This window comes from Arcanobacterium urinimassiliense (assembly GCF_900119495.1).
Taxonomy (GTDB): Bacteria; Actinomycetota; Actinomycetes; order Actinomycetales; family Actinomycetaceae; genus Arcanobacterium_A; species Arcanobacterium_A urinimassiliense.
Genome location: NZ_LT632435.1, coordinates 636,590 through 657,798 on the forward strand (window position 1 = coordinate 636,590; position 21,209 = coordinate 657,798).

15 protein-coding genes and 2 tRNA genes are annotated in these 21,209 nt (G+C 50.9%); 12 read left to right on the top strand and 5 right to left on the bottom strand.

What is annotated here, in order from left to right:
* Window positions 1-73 precede the first annotated feature (73 nt).
* A complete protein-coding gene (locus tag BQ7117_RS02915) occupies window positions 74-1,189 on the bottom strand; it encodes an endonuclease/exonuclease/phosphatase family protein (RefSeq protein ID WP_073996113.1) in 1,116 nt (371 codons plus the stop codon).
* A 120-nt stretch (window positions 1,190-1,309) separates the two neighbouring features.
* Window positions 1,310-2,407 carry a DUF2804 domain-containing protein gene (locus BQ7117_RS02920; protein WP_237563042.1) on the bottom strand — a complete coding sequence of 366 codons (1,098 nt, stop codon included), beginning with the start codon at window positions 2,405-2,407 and terminating at the stop codon, window positions 1,310-1,312.
* A 210-nt stretch (window positions 2,408-2,617) separates the two neighbouring features.
* Between BQ7117_RS02920 and BQ7117_RS02925 the strand changes: the two genes are divergently transcribed.
* A complete protein-coding gene (locus BQ7117_RS02925; RefSeq protein WP_084789840.1) occupies window positions 2,618-3,391 on the top strand; it encodes a DUF981 family protein in 774 nt (257 codons plus the stop codon).
* Between the two features lie 185 nt (window positions 3,392-3,576).
* On the opposite strand, the gene BQ7117_RS02930 is transcribed toward BQ7117_RS02925, so the two are convergent.
* Window positions 3,577-4,350: a YwiC-like family protein gene (locus BQ7117_RS02930; protein ID WP_073996115.1), complete on the bottom strand. Its 774-nt coding sequence runs from the start codon at window positions 4,348-4,350 to the stop codon at window positions 3,577-3,579.
* Window positions 4,351-4,548: 198 nt separating this feature from the next.
* On the opposite strand from BQ7117_RS02930, the gene BQ7117_RS02935 reads away from it, so the two are divergent.
* The 6 genes from BQ7117_RS02935 to BQ7117_RS02960 all read left to right on the top strand — a co-directional run bounded on the left by BQ7117_RS02935 (window position 4,549) and on the right by BQ7117_RS02960 (window position 13,745).
* Window positions 4,549-5,247: an FMN-binding negative transcriptional regulator gene (locus tag BQ7117_RS02935; RefSeq protein ID WP_073996116.1), complete on the top strand. Its 699-nt coding sequence runs from the start codon at window positions 4,549-4,551 to the stop codon at window positions 5,245-5,247.
* A gap of 39 nt (window positions 5,248-5,286) precedes the next feature.
* Window positions 5,287-6,636, top strand: a complete 1,350-nt coding sequence (locus tag BQ7117_RS02940) for a glycoside-pentoside-hexuronide (GPH):cation symporter (protein WP_073996117.1) — start codon at window positions 5,287-5,289, stop codon at window positions 6,634-6,636.
* A 14-nt stretch (window positions 6,637-6,650) separates the two neighbouring features.
* Window positions 6,651-8,621, top strand: coding sequence for an alpha-glucosidase (locus tag BQ7117_RS02945; protein WP_143273957.1), 1,971 nt, complete (start codon window positions 6,651-6,653; stop codon window positions 8,619-8,621).
* 121 nt (window positions 8,622-8,742) lie between these two features.
* Entirely contained in the window at window positions 8,743-11,508 is a 2,766-nt protein-coding gene (locus BQ7117_RS02950) for a Cna B-type domain-containing protein (RefSeq protein WP_073996119.1), read from the top strand.
* A gap of 331 nt (window positions 11,509-11,839) precedes the next feature.
* Complete coding sequence (locus tag BQ7117_RS02955) at window positions 11,840-13,084, top strand: TrkH family potassium uptake protein (protein ID WP_202613018.1); 1,245 nt, start codon at window positions 11,840-11,842, stop codon at window positions 13,082-13,084.
* Window positions 13,077-13,745, top strand: coding sequence for a potassium channel family protein (locus BQ7117_RS02960; RefSeq protein ID WP_073996121.1), 669 nt, complete (start codon window positions 13,077-13,079; stop codon window positions 13,743-13,745). Before BQ7117_RS02955 ends, BQ7117_RS02960 begins: the two co-directional genes overlap by 8 nt.
* A gap of 253 nt (window positions 13,746-13,998) precedes the next feature.
* On the opposite strand, the gene BQ7117_RS02965 is transcribed toward BQ7117_RS02960, so the two are convergent.
* Window positions 13,999-14,072 (bottom strand) — tRNA-Gly (locus tag BQ7117_RS02965).
* Between the two features lie 184 nt (window positions 14,073-14,256).
* On the opposite strand from BQ7117_RS02965, the gene BQ7117_RS02970 reads away from it, so the two are divergent.
* From BQ7117_RS02970 to clpX, 5 genes are all read left to right on the top strand, one after another.
* A tRNA-Pro gene (locus BQ7117_RS02970) sits at window positions 14,257-14,330 on the top strand.
* 165 nt (window positions 14,331-14,495) lie between these two features.
* On the top strand, window positions 14,496-16,130 hold the full coding sequence (gene tig / locus BQ7117_RS02975) for a trigger factor (protein ID WP_161939413.1): 1,635 nt from the start codon (window positions 14,496-14,498) through the stop codon (window positions 16,128-16,130).
* Window positions 16,131-16,310: 180 nt separating this feature from the next.
* Window positions 16,311-16,946 carry an ATP-dependent Clp protease proteolytic subunit gene (locus tag BQ7117_RS02980; protein WP_073996123.1) on the top strand — a complete coding sequence of 212 codons (636 nt, stop codon included), beginning with the start codon at window positions 16,311-16,313 and terminating at the stop codon, window positions 16,944-16,946.
* 19 nt (window positions 16,947-16,965) lie between these two features.
* Window positions 16,966-17,637 carry an ATP-dependent Clp protease proteolytic subunit gene (locus BQ7117_RS02985; RefSeq protein ID WP_073996124.1) on the top strand — a complete coding sequence of 224 codons (672 nt, stop codon included), beginning with the start codon at window positions 16,966-16,968 and terminating at the stop codon, window positions 17,635-17,637.
* 248 nt (window positions 17,638-17,885) lie between these two features.
* The gene (clpX, locus tag BQ7117_RS02990; protein WP_073996125.1) at window positions 17,886-19,235 is read left to right on the top strand and encodes an ATP-dependent Clp protease ATP-binding subunit ClpX; all 1,350 of its coding nucleotides are present in this window, start codon (window positions 17,886-17,888) and stop codon (window positions 19,233-19,235) included.
* 99 nt (window positions 19,236-19,334) lie between these two features.
* Here clpX and BQ7117_RS02995 read toward each other — a convergent pair whose 3' ends face one another.
* Entirely contained in the window at window positions 19,335-21,182 is a 1,848-nt protein-coding gene (locus tag BQ7117_RS02995) for an AMP-dependent synthetase/ligase (protein ID WP_073996126.1), read from the bottom strand.
* Between the last annotated feature and the right edge of the window lie 27 nt (window positions 21,183-21,209).

Here is a 21,209-nt window from a genome sequence, read left to right on the forward strand (position 1 = left end):
TAAGTATAGCGGGCAGAAAAGCGGGGTGCAGACTAAAAATCTGCACCCCGCTAGTAATAGTTCAGCTTTTATGCTACTTAAGCAGCTGCATCACAAGATGTACCGGATTGTGGTCGGTAGATTTGAATCCTTTATCTAAAGTCTCCACTTTCTTGACCTTTATATTATCCGATACGAGGAAGCCGTCTATCACGTAATACTGATGAGTTTCTTTATCAGAATTTACATATGGCTTATCGAGCGAACGGCAGGTGGGGCGAGAATAATCGGTAAGTACCTGTAGATTCTTGGCGTCAGATGGAATTTCTAATTTACCAGGTACCCAGAGATCTTTATTGACGGGGAATTTACCGTTGCCTTCCGGGAAAAGCTGATTGAAATCTCCGCCGGCAATCACGTAGTTACCTTTGGCAGTTTCATCTGCAAAAATCTGCATGAGCTCCCGAGTCTGAGCGGCTTTTCCAGCGCCGTCGTCATAGGCCTCTAAATGTAGATTAATCGCCACTAATTCTTTATCGCTACCGGCGATAGGAATCCGGTTTATGAGCAGCGCGCGCTTCAAATTGAAAATCCGCTCCGGCCACTTGAAAGGAATCGGAAGCTGTACGCGGGTAGCGTCTTCCACCTTGTAGTTCGAAAGGGTGAGTAGCCCCGAATGTACTCTGCCAATTGGTGGCTTCGGATAAGGCAGATACTTAACCTTAAAGTTGGGGGCAAAGCTCGAAGTAGCTTGCGGATTATCGGCTGCTAATTTCGCCGTCTCATCTATACCGTAGCTGCGCTTCGAATCGACATCTACCTCTTGGAAGAAAGCTAAATCCGGAGCTACTTTTTTCACTTCGGCGCTGATATCCGCGATATTCTGCTCTACTCTTTCTTTCGAAGCAGTTTGCACCATCTTGCCGCCGTCCATAAAGAAATCGGCGTTATCTCCGAGCGCTCCATAGCCGAGATTCCAAGTGAGCACACTTAGTTCGCCACTAGCGGGAAGCTCTTTTTCCGCATGTGCATTAAGAGCCACTGGTTCGATATGCGCGGGCTTGTATTCAGTGGTAATAAAATAAGCTGCTACTCCAATAATGAGTGCTAGCAAGGCAGCCAGCAGCAGCCCGAGATATTTAAATATTCGCCGTAGCAGATGTGGGCGCGCTTTAGCGCCGGCATCTTTTTCTAGACTATGGGCGGGCACGATATTGCTCCATTCTTTCGATTGTTTCTATTTCTTTTTATATATTTATGAAAAAATAAGGTGAACTTTTCGCTTCTTTAGACTCAAATACGGATTCTTTCCTCGCTCGTTTCCTACTTGCTACCAGTGAGCGATGTGATTCTCGGCCATTCCCGGAATTCCTTGTACTTCTTCTCCAAGAAGTGTGCCGGAATAGCTCCCTAAGGGGGCGCGATAGCAGCTACTGAGAGCGCTAATTCCGACGTCGCCGGCGCGCATTCCTTCGGGGGTGAAAGTTAAATCTACCGCGCCATCGTCAGTATGAATATGCCAAGGGCGCAGCGGGTTATCGCTATCGAAATCAAAACTGGTATGCCCTACGTAGAAGAGCTCGCCATCTTTCCAGATGCCGTTTTCGCTGTACTCGTAGTCGTTGTGGCCAGCCACTAAGTTTATTCCCCATACGGGGCCGCTGCCGTGCGCACTGCGCCCGGCTGCGCTGGCCCAGCGCCACCGCGTTTCCCGCCCGAGCAAGCCGTGGGTGTCGTCGACGATAGAGAAGCACTCATCTAAAGAATAGGTGCGGTTTCCTACCTGCGCTTTCCCTCTCACCTCCATGCCAGCTAATTTACGAGTGATATTTACGCCTTCTTTCTTTCCTTGCGCGCGGGCATTCGGAACGCGCGAAACGAGCACCAGCTGCCCAGCAGGCGGCGCATAGGAAGCTTCGATGGTGATTTCCCCGATGTGTAAACTCAAATGAATTTTTCCGTCCGCTGTGGTGAGGATATCTACATCGCCGCGGATGCCACGATAGGACACATGCTCCCGTTCGGGGCGGAGCTGCACAGAGGTGTCGAGGCCGCCGGGGAGAGTGATGGCAAAATCGTTGAGCCGGCTGGTGCTGCGTTCGAAAATATAGCCAAAGATATTGGAGACGATGCCGGCGCGTACCACCGTGGCACCGATAATTACTTCTTTGCCGAAGATTCCACTAAAGCGCCAGCGCTTTTCCGCGGCGAAACGCATCCAAGCTGGCCACTGATATTTTTGAGCAAAACGGCGATAGTCAATCTGGGGAAGTGCGCCGTTATAGATTCCAAAGGGAATCGACCCATCTGGGGCTGGTACTTCCTGGGGTGGAGTAGGTAATTCTGAGGTAGGTGTTTGATAGGTGATAAACGGGTTAGTAGCTGGTAGTTCCCCGATAACTTCATTGTCAGCAGGTTGGAAAATCATAAACATATAATACGTTAAAATCTCGCCAGAGGTTTACAAAACTCAAATAAGTGTAATATGCGTTACGAAAATGGGGTAAGTGTAAAGGTCTTTAGTCCCACCAAAAGTGCGTTTCGGCAAGGAATATCGGCTTATATGCGGTAAAATGAAGGCAGCCTCTTATATTTAAGACGCTTTTTATGCGAAAAAATAAAAGGATTTAGGAAGATCATGGAACATCAAGATTCGTTTTCAGATTTTATGACCGGTATCTCTACTCCGGGCATGATTAAGTGGGAGGATATGCCCACTTATAATACGATTATGGCGCTGGCCGCTGGCGTGGGATTAATACTCGTCGCTTTCTTTATATATGAGCTGCTGCAGAGCGTGAAAAATAAGAAGCCGCTGAATACGGATTCTTTTGCGCTCGCTTTTGCCGTATCGGGAATTATTCAATTCTGCACTGGTTTGCATATGACTCTCACCTGGCCACTCGCTAAAGGTGGATTCGCTTACGACAACATAATTTTCGGCGAGACCACTCTCCCCTTCGGCGTACTACTGCTAGTGGCGGCCTTCTACCTCTGGAAGCGGGGCAAAGGAATCGGGGAAGCCGAAAACCCACTTCTGGCGGTGGCGCAGAGCGCAAAACCGGTATCTATTTTCATCGGCGCCCTAGGCCTAGAACTCTTTGCGATTACCATGGCCGGCCTAATCTACCGTCTCTATGCTGCACCCGTACAGGAGCCAATCTCCGGATTCTTCTCTCCCTATCCGTGGTTTGAAGCTATTTTCCTCTCGGTTCTCTTCTTCTTAGCTGGCCTGGGAGCATTTCTCACGCCGATAGCTGCTTTCCAAATTGCCAGTGGAAAGACGGAGACGAGTGGAATTCGCGCCATCAAGACCTCGATGGTTTGCTGGGCAATCTCGGGAGTTGCTTTCATGCTTTTCGGAGCGATGAATTTCTATACCCACATCGGATTTATTCTCAACACCATCTAAGGATAGTAAATCCAATCTTAGGCAGTAGGTAGCGCATAGACGCTAGATAGCACTGCACATAATTTACAAAATAATCTCTGCTCCGGAGTGTCTATTCGTTGGAGATAAATTCCAGATGAGTAGTTAAGGAATCTGTGTAAGAAATCCGCGCGAGCAATCCGTATAAGGAATCGGCGCGAGAAGTACTAGAAAAGCAGCGTCACCCAAAGGGGGAGGCAGCAAAGCATTTCAGTGATTCCGATTTTTCGAGCAGGGAGACGGCGGGGGCGCCGGCGATCTACGTAAAGTAGCAACGCCGTGCGCCCTAGCCATATTCCGGCGTAAAGTATCCAGATCCAGCTCAGTAGCTGAAAGTAATACAGGGCAGAAATTACTAGGAGCGAAAAAAGATGCCAAACTAAGCTGCGCTGCCTAGCTGAGCGTTGCCCGCGCTCGCGGATAAGGGCTTTTACGTGGAGCACAGAGCCGAAGAAATAGCCAAAAGTGGCGAGGATTTCGCAAGTAAAAACAGCAGAATCAGCTGCTAGCCACGCCGGCGGTGTGGGGTAGGCGGCCACTAGAGCCATAGTGCAAGAAATAAAAGTGGTAAAGGCGCCGCTGCGCACACTTCGCTCTGCGTGTGTCTTTAGGCAATACAGCGCACCTATCCCAGGAGCGGCAAGAATGGCTGCCCATCCGAGTAGACCCCAGCCACGTGCCCAGAGCGTCAGAGCGGAAAAGAGTACCGTACCGAGTAAATAGGCGAAAAGTGGCGCTCGGTAGTTTTGCCGGCGCGGTGAGCGAGTCTTCCAGTAGAGGGAGAGCTGATAGAAACTGAGGTAGGCGCTAATCCAAGCGCCGGTTAAAGCCACCTGCCCCCAGGTAAAATTTGCCGCTTCCACTAATCCAGCGGTGAGTGGAATGAGCAGTATCGCATAAGCGCCGTGCTGGCGGGGGAGCTGCAAAAAATTTTTCGCCATAGCTAATTTTTAGCATGGGGGTGAAAACTAATGCTATATTCTTTGCTCGGATTCACTCTGTTTTTTTGGAAGTGGAATCGTTAAGCTAAAAGCAGCCGGCGCGAGTGTCGAGGTGCAGCAGTGCTGGAGTGTAACAACGCCGAAGCATAAGAGTGCGCGAGAGTAAAATTTAGAGTTAATAGTAAGACGTGAGTGCAGATGTATATACCGCAGCAGTATCAAATACCGGAAGCGCAGGCCCTGGAGCTAGCGGAGAAAATTGGCCGCGGGCAGTTCATCGGGCAAGTAGCGGGGCGCTGGGAATCCACCTTGCTGCCGTTTTTGGTGGAACGGCGGGGAGAAAAAATAATTGTGCAGAGCCATATCTCGAAAGTTAATCCGCAGTGGAAATGCAGCGGCAGCGGCTTAATCGTGGTGAACGGGGTGCAAGGGCAGGTACACGGAGCTGATTTGCCGCCGAATCCAGCGGGGGCGCGCCTGCCGCGGGTACCCACTTTAGACTATATACAGGTGCATTTACGAGGAAAGTTCTTCGCCTACACCGACCGGGAATGGAAAATAGCACATCTACAGAAAATGCTGCAACGCTTTGAAGGAGATTGGGATCTCAGCGCCGCGGATCAGAAGCTCCTCGACAATGCCCTGCCGGCTTTAGTGGGAGTGGAGATGGAAGTAGCAGAAATAGCTGGGAAAGCGAAGTTGCACCAAAATCTGCTTCCGGAAGAAATCTCTTTTACGGCAGAAAATATGGCTGCCCGCGGCGGAGAATATGCAGAAGTGGCGCAGGCTATGGAAAAAATAGCGGTGCCGTGGGCGCAGGAGCGCGAAGCGCGGGTGGCAAGTGTAGAAGCGAGCCGGCGTATCCCTCTGCGAGCAAAAACGGAGAAAAATAGCTGACTGCCTGTTTCGCCTGCCAAACTCCTCTAGGATAGCAATATGAGAAATGCTCTGAGTTTTGGATTAGGCACCCTCGGGCGCGACATGATGTACGGCATGGTATCGCTGTACCTGATATTTTATCTCACCGATATCCTCGATTTATCTACCGGTACGCTGGCTGGCGTCACCGTGGTGCTGGTGTTGATGCGGATATTCGACGCCGTAAATGATCCTTTTATGGGTTATATCGTGGATAATACGCGCAGTCGCTGGGGGAAATTTAAGCCGTGGATCACGGCCGGGGCGCTCGCCTGGTCAATCGGCACTATACTGCTTTTCACCGATTGGGGAGTGCGGGGTTGGAAATTTTTAGTCATATTCGTGCTGGTCTATTTGATTTTCGAAGTGGCCTATACGATGAACGATATTTCCTACTACGGCATGATGCCATCCCTCAGCCGCGATAAAAAAGAGCGAGAGCGCATCGGCGTAGTTACCCGTATCTGCGCCAATATTGGGCTTTTTTCCATCGTCGTGGGAATAGTGCCAATCACGAAGTGGCTAGGAGAAGTGCTCGGCAGTGATCAGCGCGCTTGGCAGTTGCTGGCGGTGGTGCTCTCTATCCTGGCAATCGCTTTTCAATCCATCACCTTAATTTTTGCCCGCGAGCAGGTGCACGCTCCGGCGGAATCTACTCCGCTGCGTGAGCTCGTGCGCGTTATCTTCAAAAACGATCAACTGCTCTGGGTGTCTTTAGCGTTTCTGCTCTATATGTCGGGCTACACTCTGCTCACCAGCCTCGGATTGCACTATTTCAAATATCTAGTGGGGGATGCCGGTAAATATCCGATTTTCGCTCTGGTGCTCGGAGTGACGCAACTTCTCACCCTGCTGATATTTCCCTTTATTTCTGCGCGCTTGCCGCGTCGGCAGGTATTCACGCTCGGATGTATATCTTCCATAGTGGGATACTTAATTTTTATCTGCGCGGGGCGAAATATGGCCGTGATTCTCGGAGCTGGCCTCTTCCTCTTCTTTGGGGAGGCGCTTCTCCAAGTACTACTGATGATGTACATTGCAGACAGCGTCGAATATGGAGAATGGAAACTCGGGCGGCGCAATGAATCAATTACTTTTTCCTTGCAGCCTTTCATCTACAAACTCTCTAACGCCATCGCTTCTGGCCTTATGGGAGCCTGCCTCATTTGGTCGAAAGTAGAGAAAGCCACCAGTGCCGCCGATGTGACGGAAAGCGGCATCTGGATTTTCCGAATTTTCATGATGGGCTTGCCGCTGCTCTTCACACTCGCCGCCCTCGTTATTCTCCGGCGTGGCTACCGGATCGATGAAAAAACCTATAAAGATATTGTGGCGAGCTTGCAGGAGAAAGAGAGCGCGGAGCAGTGAAGGAACCGCAGGAAGTGAAAGTAGTAAAGGAAGCGAAAGCGCCAAGTTATCAAAATTTTTCGAACCTCGGGGAAATCTATGCGCATCCGTTGGGGCGCGATATCGTCGATAAATTGATTCTGCAGCTAGGTGCGCCATCTGCTCTCGTAATAAATCCACTCACGAAGCGAATCCCACTGCCGTGGCTCCGTAAAATAGCGGAGAAAAAAGCGCCGGGGCTTTTCGAAGCGCTCCGTAAACTGCTGGAGATGAATCCGCAGCGTCTAGCAGATACGAACTTTTCTCCCGCTGTATCGGAGCCCGCCTGGTGGAAAGAAGCCGTCTTCTACCAGATTTATCCGCGCAGCTTTGCAGATGCGAATGGGGATGGGATTGGAGATCTCCGCGGCATAATCGGAAAACTAGATTACCTAGAAAATTTGGGAGTCGATTGCCTCTGGCTTTCTCCTATCTTTGCTTCCCCCAACGAAGATATGGGATACGACGTCAGTGACTACCGAGCAGTCATGGATTTGATGGGCAGCGAGGAAGATCTGGAGGAATTAATCAGAGAAGTGCATGCGCGCGGTATGCGAATAATCCTGGATTTGGTACTCAACCACACTTCGCAGGAGCATGCTTGGTTCCAAGAGGCACTAAAGAATCCCGCCGGCGATAAAGCCGCTTACTATTTTTTCCAAGACGGCAGCCCCGATACCCCACCGAATAATTGGGTCTCGTTTTTTTCGGGTTCGGCGTGGCGCTGGATGCCGGAGATAAAGAAATGGGTCTTACATCTTTTTGCACCCGGGCAGCTGGATCTGAATTGGGATAATCCGGCAGTGCGCCGCGAAGCAGGAGAAATCGCCCAATTCTGGCTCGAAAAAGGGGTAGACGGTTTTCGCCTCGATGTAATTAACTATATTTCGAAAGCGCCGCAGCTCCCGGCGGGTAATCCGGCAGTTGGCGATTTAGTGGGATTCACCGGTATTGAGCATTATTTCGCCGGCCCGCATCTCCACGAGTATCTGCGCGAATTCCGCCGTGCGGTGGCAGCGGGGAAAAACGGGGCACAGGCAGTGCTAATTGGAGAAACACCCGGAATAGGTGTGGAAGTGGGGCGCTTGCTCAGCCATCAGAGCCGTCAAGAGTTGGATTTGTACTTTAATTTCGATGTGCTCGAAATGCCGGGGAAAATTCGCTGGGATGATTACCATTACGACCCCGCCTATTTTCTCGATTTTTATCTGCGCTATCTGCCGCGCCTAGACGCCGGCGACCAACTGGCGATTTTTTCCGAAAATCACGATAATCCGCGTATCGTAAGTAAAATTACCTCCGACCCCGCCCAAGCTCCGCAAGTGGCAAAATTAATCGCGGCAATTTCCCTCACCTTGCCGGGCACTCCCTTTATTTTTCAGGGGCAGGAGCTAGGGGCAGTCAATCAGAATTTCCGGGGCATCGAGCAACTACGCGATGTGGAGTCGATAAACTACTATGCCGAGCTCCAGGAAGCAGGAATGGCGCCGGCGGTGGCTTGGGAGAGAATCTTGGCCGGTTCGCGCGATCACGCGCGGGTGCCGATGCCGTGGGAGCGGAACGGCGGATTCACCACCGGAGAGGCCTGGCTTTCTCTGTGCGATCTTCCACCAGCTGGCAGCGCAGCCGAGCAGTTAGCGAAGCCAGATTCGGTATTTAATTTCTATCGGCAGCTATTGCAGTTGCGGAAAGATTTCGCGGCGGCTGATTTTTCTCTTCTGGTGCGCTCTGGTGCCTATGCGGCTTGGCGGCGGGGAGATTATTTCGTGGAAGTGAATCTTGCTCCCCACCCCACTCCGCGCCGAAAAAATGTAGCGGCGGCAGCTGGGGAAGTGCTCTTGGCGGCTGGGAAAATCAGTAAAGTGAAACCTGGCGCCGGAAAAGAAAGTATGCTGGGGAAGTGGAGAGGAAAAAATGGTTGGCTTTCCCCCTATGCGGTAGTGATTAGCCGGGGGAAGCTTGGCTGAAGAGGCGAATATTCGGGTTTTCTTCGGGATTTCTGGAGTTGATCGCCTCGTGTAGATAAAATAGATAAAATCTATATATTATTATATCTAATAAATGGAAAATCTTAGGGGAATTGAGAGAATGCACCTACATAAACAAAATCGGCGAATTTTCGCTGGTATGGTAGCGCTTATTTTAGCTATCGTATTGACCGGCTTCGAGCTGCTAGTACCTAAAATGAATCTAGCAGTTGCGGACCCTACGGCTCCTGCCCGGGTGGAAGTAGATTGTACGGATTGTGAGGAAGCGGGGTTACGTGCGGCAATCACGCAGGCTGGCACTACTCCTACGCGTATTGTGGTCAGTGGATCCACCAATACTATGCTCACTTCCACGCTGGTGATTCCACAAGGAGCCGATATTGAATTAGTGAACGGCATGTTTATAAATCCGGGAATGTCGGAAGGTGGCCTGCGGCGGGAAGATGATTTCACCGGCACGATGGTGCACGTGCAAAAAGGTGCGTCGTTAACGCTGGGAAACAATAAAGCCGGAGGTAGGTTTTATATAGATAGCCGCGGCCAGTGGGTGCCTGGTGGTGGAGAACTAATTTTCAACGAAGGCACTTTGACTATTAACAGCGGCACCTATTACGGCGTGCGCAATGGATCGGGCCAAAAAGAGGGTGCTATTACCGTTTCCGGGCCAGATGCTACTTTCACTTTGAATGGTGGAAAAGTCACCGATAATCAACGCGAGAAAGGCAATCGCGGTGTTGTACAGGGTGGGGCAGCAAATATTGCTGTAACCGGCGGTGCCAAGTTCATTATGAACGGGGGTGAAGTCAGCAAAGGTGAGACTGAATATTTGGACGGCGCTTTCGGCGAAGTAGGTGGTATTGGCGTATATGGCGGTGGATCGGCCACTATTAATGGCGGAGAAATTTTCGGTAATAAAGGCTGGACGGGCGGTCTGCTCGGCTATGCCTTTAACACCGATAAAAAATCTGCTACTGATCCGCAAACCGCTCTTGCTGAGCGTAACTACATTACTATTAACGGCGGCAAAATCCATGACAACAATGCTTACTTCTCTGGTGGGGGAGCTTTTGCTTTCGGTAATACCGTCATTGAAATGAATGGTGGCGTCATAGATTCTAATTTCACTTCGGGAAATGGTGGCGGCATCGGTACTCTCGATTTATATATGTGGGGAGCCAATCGCACTTATAGAGAAATTCCTGGTTTAGGTAAAGAATGGGGCTTGAGTAAAGAAGAATGGGCAAAAGTTTCTCCGGGAAGTTTTATTTTTAACGAAGGAGTTATTTCCAATAACGAGGCACGGCGTACTGGCGGTGGAGTAAATGTGGTCTCTAATCAAGTGGAAATAAATGCCGGGCAAATTCTGAATAACAAAGCTCATGACCAAGGAGGCGGTATTTACGTCGCTACCGTGTCTTATAATCTGCATTTGCACGATGTAGTGGTGACGAAGAATACGGCTACTGCGCAGCAGATTGAAGGGGTAGGAGGCGGAATTTGGTCGTGCCCCACCGGCTCTATCGAATTACGTATGCACAACGGTGGAGCTGTCTTCGATAATACCGCTAAGGATTTCGGCAACGACCTCGCCCATACGAGTCTCGGCTCTACGGGCGCTGCGCCGATTTGGGTCTCTGACTATATGCTCGGCGGCGGCCGCATCGATTATTACTTAGATAATGAAGGTAAACGTTTCGATCCGGCATCTTTAACGAAGCCAGAGAAAGAGCGCCCGCTCCCCTTGCCGCTAAAGTATATGAGCATTAAAGATGAAGGTTTCCGATCTGTGGTGCATAAGGAAAAAGCGAAAGAGAATGCACTGAAGCAGGCAAAGCTCTTCATCCAAGGTAATTCTGCTCCACGTGGTGGCGGCATTGGCACGAATGGCGGAGTAATTTTCGGCGATTGGGGTTATGCGCAGGCGACGGTAGAGAAATCTTGGGTATACAGTGTTGAGCCGAAAGCAGACGCCGCGGGAGAAACGGCCGGCGGTGCAGCAACTGCCGCGCCTAGCGAGTATCCAGTGCGGGAGAGCGATATTACCGTCCAGAAACTGGATATGCGGCTAATGCGCGATACCGACAAAGATTTTACGCATCCGGAAAAAGTAGCGGATTTTACACTCAGCCCTTCTAAGAATCCAGAAGAAAATTGGCGGAAGACCTTTGATGAGTTAGCTATTAAATCAGATAGCGGCGATTTGTACTATTACTTCGTGCAGGAGCTAGATAACAAGGGTGAGGTAGTAAAGACTTTGCCGCTCCAGACCTGGCAAGATACGCAGAAGGCCGGGGAGAAGTTGCCGAAGCGGCCACCTATTGCGGAAGGTAAGATGCCACCCGAAACGTGGCTAGTGGGCACGGTAGTGAATAAAATTCCGAATCCGGTAGATATTACAGTAAATAAGCAGTGGGTATGGAAAGATTCCGCTGCACCTGTGCCCGGAGATAAGACTCCCAGCCAAGTTGATTTTGAACTAGTGCGCGCTACAGATGCGGACTTTACTAAAGCCGAAGTGGTGCAGAAGTTCACGGTGACGAAAGCAGATAACTGGGTAAAGCAGATTACCGGATTGCCTTATCAAGATAAGGATATGCACCGCTACTACTATGGCGTGCGAGAAATTGGGGGCGATGCGGGAATTATCGCCGTGCCTTTTGCGCAATACGAGAAAGAATCTGGGCCTATCCAGGTGGCAAAAGATGGCATTATTCATCGGGAGGTCACGGTGGTGAATAAGGTGCCGAATACGCCACCCCCGCCCACTACGGTGCCCAAGACGGGTGCTTCGCTACTCTGGGGAGCTCTCGCTGCCCTCAGCCTCTGCGGCATCGGTGGGGTGCTCAGGCGGGTAGAAAAGCGCTAGTGCTTAACCTTTATTAATCGGCGCGGGCGGATTGGCAGGAAAAACCAATCCGCCCGCGCCGCGTAATTCCTATGTGCGCCGCGTAATTCCTAGATGTAGGAGAAAGAAATGTGGGCATCTTCATCTTTGGCGCGCGAACTTTTCGGGAATTATTTGCGGCTAATTTTCCCGTTTACCAGCTATTTTCGCCGCCAAAAGCCACTAGTTGCACAAATTAGGGCAACTGCGTATTATGCAATCTGTGTCTAGAGCACATCGCCATTATTTTAATTATGCGGCAGTTATATTATCAGGGTTTCTTACCGCCCTCCTGATAGGCACTTGCCTATTGATGTTACCGATATCTACAGTCCAAGTGGGAGGATTGCCTCCACTTCCGGCCTTATTTACGGCCACATCTGCTTTATGCGTCACGGGATTGACGATTGTAGATACTGCTACTTATTGGACTACTTTCGGCAAAGTAGTAATTTTGGCGTTGATCCAGGTAGGCGGATTCGGAGTAATGAGCTTCGCGGCGGTGCTCGCCCAAGCGGTCATACGCAAAGAAAGTCACAGTACTAAGCTAGCTTCTGCCGCCGAGCGGCGCTCCAGCACCGGCCAGCTCGGAATGATTCTCCGGCGGGTACTCGGAATTTCGCTACTGGTAGAGCTGGTGGCCGCAATTCTTTTGACGATTCGTTTTCTCACCCTGGAGTATTCTTTCCCGCGGGCGCTCTGGCACGGATTATTCCACGCAGTTTCCGCGTTCAACAACGCCGGATTCGCCCTCTATTCCGATAATATGACTTCTTTTGTGGGAGATTGGTGGCTGTGCCTGCCTCTTATGGTGGCAATCATCATCGGTGGTCTAGGCTTTCCCGTAATTTTCCAGCTGCGCACCAGCTTCCTCAAGCCCTACAGCTGGTCGCTCCACACCCGTATGGTGCTAGCAGGTACCGCTGGCCTATTGCTCTTTTCTTCCCTAATAGTGACGGTTTCCGAATGGAATAACCCCAAGACGCTCGGAAAGCTCCCGGCTGCCGATGCACTCCTCGCCGGTATTTTTCAAGCCGTCCAAACTCGTACCACTGGTTTTAATTCCGTGGATATCGGGCAGATGCACGATTCGACTCTTTTCGTGATGGACACCTTTATGTTTATCGGTGGCGGGCCGGCCGGAACTGCGGGTGGTATCAAAATCACCACTATGTTTGCCTTGCTGGCCATAGTAGCTACCGTCATTCGCGGGCGCCGGCAAGTGGTGGTATTCGGGAAAAGTATTTCTTTCGAAGTGGTCTACCAGGCGGTGACCGTGGTGGTCTTGGCTTTTATCTTGGTAGCCACCGCCACTATCGCAATTCTGTTTTTGACGGATTTCAACCTATCGCAGACGCTATTTGAAGTGATGTCTGCATTTGGTACGGTAGGTTTATCTACCGGAATCACGCCGCTGTTAAACTATCCGGCCCAGTTTATTCTTATAGTCTTAATGATCATCGGGCGATTGGGGCCTATCACCGTCGCCACTGCGCTAGCCTTTGCGCCTAGTGCATCAAATATTTCTTTCCCCGTAGAAAGGCCGATAATTGGTTAATTTTTCTAAACCCACCTACGCAGTTCTAGGATTAGGGCGTTTCGGCACGGCCGTGGCCCGCGAACTCGTCTCTGATGACGCGATAGTCATCGGTGTAGATTTGAATGAAACGGTGGTAAATCGTAATAACGGAATCTTGACGCAGGTGGTGCAAAGCGATACCACCGATATTGCTTCGATGACGGAGCTCGGAATCGCCGATTGCGACGGAGTAGTGGTGGGTATCGGAGGCCCGCACGTGGAAGCTTCTATTCTCACTTGTTCGGTGCTTAACGATATGGGCGTGAAGAACCTGTGGGCGAAATCTTCCGGCACGGCCCACGGGCGTATTCTCGAGCAGATTGGTGTGCCGCATATTGTGCACCCGGAAGTGGCTATGGGGCGGCGGGTGGCGCATCTCGTGCGCGGCGTAAATCTGGATTACGTGGAGTTATCGGAGGGCACGGCGATGGTGCGGACGGTGCTTCCGCTTTCGGCAGTCGGCCCCCTCGATGAGATTGATATGTGGAATCGGCACGGAGTGAAGATAGTGGCTTTACTGCGCGATGGGCAGTGGCAGCCGGTGCTCGGCGCGGTGGAACTTTCTGAAGGCGACCAAGTGCAGATTTATGGGAGCGCGAAGAAAGTGGAGAAGTTTGCGCGCTCCGCGCCGCGGATTTAGTTTTTAAACGCTCATTTTGCCACGGGTGCAGATAGCCGAATTGAGCGCCGGGCGCGCGTGGTGGAAAAGCTAAAAGTCTTTTTCGATCGTTTCGCTGCCCTGGGGTAGTTCCCGTTTTTAGTTTTAGCTATTTTTAATTAGAGCGATTAAATTGCGCCTTAATCCACAAAAATCTTGCTCATAAGTATTATCGGCTAAGTTTTTCAGAATTAAATGCGTTAAATAAAGCTTTAAATATTGCTCTAAACATAATTGGAGCGGATGACGGGAATCGAACCCGCATGACCAGCTTGGAAGGCTGGGGCTCTACCATTGAGCTACATCCGCATGGCTATTTTTACCACTGTGCTTCGTCATCACTGCCGCTCCTCTTCCGTGCCGCCGTAATGATTCAGCTCCTTGATTTTAGCAAGAAATTTCTCATAACTAAAAAATAGCTTAGTGATTTGCAGCTCATGCAAATTAATAAATTTAGGTAAATCGCGATTTCTAGTCTAAGATTTTAGGAGCACGGGGCATGGCGCAGCTTGGTAGCGCGTCCGCTTTGGGAGCGGAAGGTCGTGGGTTCGAATCCCGCTGCCCCGACGAAAAAACTTAATATAGCGCCTTTTGGCTTTTAATGTGTTCACTTTCATCTCTAATTTCTAGGCGGAAGTGGGCACATTTGTTCTATTATTGGACGGTATGCGTCTATCTGTACAAGATAGTAGACGCGCGAAAATAGAACGGGCATCTTGCCCCCGAGGATTTATGAGTGGAGAAATCTCAGTGAAAAATTCCGTGGAGTATCTCAGTGAAACACACGCCAAGCTGGATATCGCTGTTTCGGCTGCGGAGTTTCAGCCGGCATACCAGAAAGCGGCTAAGCAGCTGGCCAAGAAAGTAAATATTCCAGGATTCCGCCCTGGAAAAGCACCGCTTCGCGTACTAGAAGCCAATATCGGGCGCGGCTACCTGATCGAAGAAGCGATTAACGAAAATCTTGATTCCTATTATCAGAGCGCGGCAGAAGAATTCGGCATCAAGCCGATGGCGCGCCCCGAAGTATCTATTAATCAGGTTCCGGAAATGAGCGGAGCTGCCGACGATAAGACGGAGCTCAACTTTACCGTAGAGGTAGATATTCGCCCCGAGATTTCGCTGCCTGATCCGCGGGAAATTAAAATTGAAGTAACTGCCGGTGCGGCGGGAGAAGAAGATATCGAGGCAGCGCTTACCGATTTGCGTAAACGCTTTGCTACTCTCAGCAATGCCGAGCGCCCCGCGGTGGATGGCGATTATCTAAATATCGATTTAGTGGCGAAGATCGGCGAAGAAGAAGTAGATGATATGCAGGGCGTATCTTATCTGCTCGGCTCCGAAAACATGCTGGAAGGCCAAGATGAAGCTCTGCAGGGAGCAAAGGCGGGAGACGTAGTCACCTTTACTTCTAAGCTAGCTGGGGGAGAGCACGCCGGTGCCGAAGCCGAAGTAAGCATCACGGTAAATTCCGTGAAAGAATCGGTACTTCCGGATGTGGATGACGATTTTGCTCAGCTCGCTTCCGAGTTCGATACTGTGGCGGAACTGCGGGAAGATCTCGAAAAGAGTGCTACTAAGCAGAAGAAGACGGAAGCCGTGGTATCCGCGCAGCAGAAACTGATCGACGAGTTGATGGCAAAAGCTGATTTCCCGCTTCCGGAATCCGTAGTGGAAGAAGAGCTTAATCATCAGCTGCAAAACGAAGGCAAAGAGGACGACGCAGAGCGGAAAGCCGAGCTGCTGCCAGAAATTGAGAAGCAGCTGCGCCTGCAGTTACTCCTCGATGAATACGCCATCGGTTTTGATATCACGGTAGAGCAGAATGAGCTGCTGAACTTCTTAGTACAGCAAGCCCAAATGTATGGAATGGATCCGAACCAGTTCATCCAAGCTGCTGCTCAGTCTAATCAGATTAACGCTTTTGCTGGAGAAATGGCGCGCAATAAGGCCATTATCTCTGCTCTGCGCTTGGCGCAGGTGGTAGATGAATCCGGTGCGGCTGTGGATCTGGATGAAGTATTCGGAGAAGCTCCAGAAGCTGAGAAATTGCCGGAATTCAATAAGAAGCCAAGCCGGAAGATTACTCCGGCTAAGAAGCCAGCCGCCAAGAAGGATGCTGCCAAGAAGGCTGATGCGAAGAAGCCGGCAGCGAAGAAGGCTCCGGCGAAAGAAAAGGCCAGCGCCGATAAAGCCAAGGCGGCGAAGAAAGCAGCTAAGCAACCGGCTAAGCAAGCAGCTGTGGAGGCTCCGGCCAAGTCCGCTTTGAAAGCAGACTGGATTGCTTATCGAGTAGCCAAGGGTGATCTCGGCGAAGCGGAAGCGAAGAAACTCACCAAAGAGCAGCTAATCAATTTCGGCGAATAATTAAAAGCCGCGGGATTGCTGCGCGGGCGGCGCTCAGCGCCGCCCGCGCAGTTCTCTTTATAGAGCCCTCCTGCGCCCTCAGCGAAAGCGCGGGTGGCAAATTCCCAAAGCGGCGGGAAGCGATTAATCTTATATACAGATAGGCGGCGGTAATACCCGCCGGAAATATAAGGAGGAGATATGCAGGCGGGAGTAATATCCGGCGAAGAGCAGAAGCCCGGATTTGGCTTAGGGGATTCCATCTACAACCGGCTTCTAAAGGAACGCATTATCTGGTTGGGAGATCAGGTGCGCGATGATAACGCGAATATTATCTGTGCGCAGCTGCTGCTATTAGCCGCCGAGGATCCCGATAAAGATATCTATCTCTACATTAATTCTCCGGGCGGATCGGTGACTGCCGGTATGGCTATCTTTGACACCATGGAATATATAAAACCCGATGTGGCCACGGTGGGTATGGGATTAGCCGCCTCGATGGGGCAATTCCTGCTCTCTGCGGGTACGAAAGGTAAGCGCTATATTACGCCGCACACCCGTGTCTTAATGCATCAGCCGCTCGGCGGGGCAGGCGGTACCGCTACCGATATTCGCATTAACGCCGATTTAATTCTGCAGATGAAGCAAGAGCTCTCGGAATTAAATGCCGTTCATACAGGCAAGACGGTGGAGCAAATCATTGCGGATTCGGATCGCGATCACTGGTTCACCGCTCAAGAAGCTGTGGAGTATGGATTTGCCGACCACATTATTGAAAAATCTTCTTCCGTGATCGGGGGCGGGGGAGTAAACCGCACTTCGGACACAGCTGAATAAGACGAGGAGAAAATTTAGGATGGCACAGCATTTTTTCAATCAGAATCGCTCACTCCCGGGAGGAAGCGCAGCTAATCTGCCTACTAATCGCTACATTCTCCCCAATTTCGAGGAGCGTACCCCTTACGGCTATAAACGCCAAGATCCTTACGCCAAACTCTTCGAAGATCGGATAGTCTTTCTCGGCGTGCAAGTAGATGACGCTTCCGCTGACGATGTAATGGCGCAGCTACTGGTACTAGAATCTCTAGATCCGGAATCTCCTATCACGATGTACATCAACTCTCCGGGAGGTTCTTTCACTGCTCTTACGGCTATCTACGACACCATGCAGTACGTGAAGCCGCCTATCCAGACCGTCTGCCTCGGGCAGGCTGCCTCGGCCGCAGCGGTACTTCTTGCCGCCGGTGCTCCTGGCCGCCGTCTCGCCCTTCCGAATGCGCGAATTCTTATTCACGAGCCCGCTATGGAAGGTGTGCAAGGCCAAGCTTCCGATATTGCTATCGTGGCAGATGAAATCGACCGCATGAATCAGTGGCTTATCGATACGCTGGCTTATCATTCCAATACGCCGGCGGAGCAGATCAAGCAGGATATTAAGCGCGATAAGATTCTCACGGCCGAAGCTGCGAAAGAATACGGCTTGGTAGATCAGGTGCTCGGTTCCCGCAAAGCTGAAATCGCTTCCTAGGGGCGGAGCGCCAAATTTTAGCCGCGCGCTTTCGGAAGAGTAAATCTTTCGAAAGGGTCAAGCTTTTGGAGAGCCAAGCTTTTGGGGGAGCCAATCTTCCCGAGGAATTAGACTCTCCGAAGAATTAACCGCGTGCTTCGCCAGCGAAAAAGCAAATAAGTATAGACTAAGAGCAGATTTCCCTGGCGGCTTCCGCTTTGCCGGCTAGCCCGCATGAGGGAAAATATCCAGGATGAGAAAGGGAGATAATGGTGCCGACCGCTGATGCTGCCGATATTTTGAAGTGCTCTTTTTGCCAGAAGAGCCAGCGGCAGGTGCGGAAACTCATCACTGGCTCGGGAGTTTATATTTGTAACGAGTGCATAGAGCTCTGCAATGAAATAATCGCTGAAGAGCTCGGCAATGACAGCGCCGAAGCAGAAGCAGAACGCGAGCTTCCCACTCCGCAGGAAATCTGCGATTTCTTAGATGAATATGTGGTCGGGCAAGAAGCGGCGAAGCGTACCTTAGCTGTGGCGGTATATAACCACTACAAGCGGATTCGCGCGCAGAAAACAAACCCCAATTCCGAGCGAATTACTTTTAGCTCCAGTGCTACGCCAGCGGAAGAAGAAATCGAAACGGTGGAAATCGGAAAATCGAATATTCTCTTGCTCGGCCCCACCGGCACTGGAAAAACCTACCTGGCGCAGTCTTTAGCAAGAATTTTAGATGTACCTTTCGCCATTGCCGATGCTACCTCCCTTACCGAAGCCGGCTATGTGGGCGAAGACGTAGAAAACATCTTACTTAAGCTGATTCAAGCTGCTGATGACGATGTGGAGCGAGCTGAAAAAGGCATTATCTATATCGACGAGATAGATAAAATTTCGCGGAAATCAGAGAACCCCTCTATTACGCGCGACGTCTCCGGAGAGGGAGTACAGCAAGCCCTCTTGAAGATTATCGAAGGCACGGTGGCTTCGGTGCCGCCTACCGGTGGGCGCAAGCATCCGCAGCAAGATTTTATTCAAATAGATACCTCGAATGTGCTCTTTATTCTGGCGGGAGCTTTCGCCGGGATGGAAGAAATAATTTCACATCGCGCCGGGCGGCGGGGAATTGGTTTCGGTTCACAGCTCCATGAGGCCGATAAGATGGATGACGTCTTGGCCGAAGTCACCCCAGATGATTTGCATAAATTTGGGCTTATTCCTGAATTAGTAGGGCGCGTGCCGATTATCGCTACTGTAAATAAGCTCCAAGAAGCAGATCTGGTAGAAATTTTGGTGCGCCCGCGCAATGCTCTCATCAAACAATATCAACGGATGTTTGAGCTAGATGGCGTGCAGCTGGAGTTTACCGCCGGCGCTTTAGAAAAAATAGCGCAAGAAGCCATTGCCCGCGGTACCGGTGCGCGCGGATTGCGCTCTATTCTCGAGAAACTACTCGGGAAACTGATGTTTGAAATTCCTTCGCGTGACGACATCACCAAAGTGGTAATTACCAGCAAGGTAGCCGCAGGAGAAGCGGAGCCCACTTTAGTACTCACTTCGGCGAAGAAAACCACCGGCACCTCTACCAAGAAAGCAGCCGGCCAGCAGGCAGCAAAAAATTAAGCGGCCGTAATCAATTCGATAGCGCGCAACTTTAGAATTAGCGCAAAGGCTCCTAAGCATTAAGATCCTAAAGCGCTAAAATGCTCCTAAAGCGCACAATTAAATATGCGATAGCTTATCGGCGTAAATCTTTTCAATCAAAGGCGCAAAATCTTTCAGCACTTCTGCTCTCCGCACCTTTAAAGAAGGCGAGAGGTAGCCATTATCTATCGTGAAATCGAGCGGTAATATCTCGAACTTACGGATAGATTCTGCGCGCGATACATTCCGATTCGTATACTTAACGGCACGGTCAATCGCGGCAATAATCTGCGGATCCTTTACCGCACTGGCGAGCGACATCGGCTCAATCCCATGGTTATTTAGCCACTGGGGGAGTGCATCAGCATCGAGAGTGACGAGCGCGGAAATAAAAGGCTTTTTATCTCCCACCACTACTACCTGCGAAATAAGTGAATGCCCGCGTAGGGAATCCTCGAGCGGAGCCGGAGCTACATTCTTTCCACCCGCCGTCACAATTAATTCCTTTTTCCGCCCGGTGATCCACAAGAAATCATCGGCGTCGATACGCCCCATATCGCCAGTGCGCAGCCAGCCATCTTCCGTAAAAGCAGCAGCAGTTTCTTTCGCATCGCCAAAATAGCCCCGGAATACGTGATCGCCCTTCACCAGTATTTCCCCGTCTTCAGCCGTCTTTACATAGCAGCCAGGGTAGGCGGTACCCACCGAACCGATGCGAATTTTATTGGGTCGATTCACGGTGGTGGGAGCAGAAGTCTCCGTCATTCCGTATCCCTCAAAGACGGTGATTCCCGCCCCGCGGAAGAAATGCCCCAGGCGTTCACCGAGCGGAGCTCCGCCGGAAATTGCGTACTTCAGCCGGCCGCCGGTAATATCGCGAATCTTCGAATATACGAGCTTATCTCCGAGCCGGCGCTGTGCCTTCAACTTCGCAGAAGGGCCTTCTTCCGTATCCAAAGCCCGCGAATACTCTATAGCTACCTTGGTGAATTTCCGGAAAGCCCGCAGCTTCAATCCCGAACCAGCAGTGGCTTCCGCGGCGTTATACATTTTTTCAAATACGCGCGGCACCGCCAAAATAAAGGACGGCCGGAAAGACTGCATATCAGATACGAGATTATGGGTATTGGGAGAGTATCCCACCACCGTGCCGGCATAGAACATAGCCACATTAATGAAGCGGGCAAATACATGCGCCATAGGTAAGAAGATAAGAGTGCGCGAAGTTTTCCCCATCGCCAGCACTTTCATCAGGTCTTCATTTAAGACGCCGTTCATCGCCACATGCAGCACATTTCGGTGCGTGAGCTCCACACCTTTTGGCTTTCCAGTAGTACCGGAGGTGTAGATAATAGTCCAAATATCATCGGCCTTTTGGTTGCTTATCAGCGTATCAATCTGCGCTTCATCTTCACCAAAGCCGAGCTCTGCCAGCTGCGCTTGGGCACCGTCACTCATCACCCAAATTTTCTTGAAATGGCGGTGCTTCTTCAAAAGCGGCTGCAGCACGTTTCGTAAAGTGTGGTTGTCTACAAAGGCTGCCACTATCTTCGCATCTGTGACTATCCAGTCAGCTTGCTCCGTAGAAGAAGTTTCGTAAATAGGGATACCGCGCGCGCCGGCAAACTGGAGCGCGTAGTCGAAGAGTACCCACTCATAGGAGGTGCTCCCCATAATCGCCACATTATCTCCCGGCTTAATTCCCCAAGCAATCAGCCCCAGAGCCACCTGCTTGATTTCCCGGATAAACTGCTTGTAGGTCATAGGCAACCACTGGTTCGAGAAGCTAGATTTCCGCTCCAGAATCACTTTTTTCGGGGTGGCCTCACCCGCTCGGCGCAGCATCTCCGGCACCGAAAGCATATCGTCTATCTGAATTTTTCCGGGGGTAAAAGATATCCCATCTTCTTCTAAGAATTCGCTCATAAATTTCGTTTATTTCTGCTCGATAAG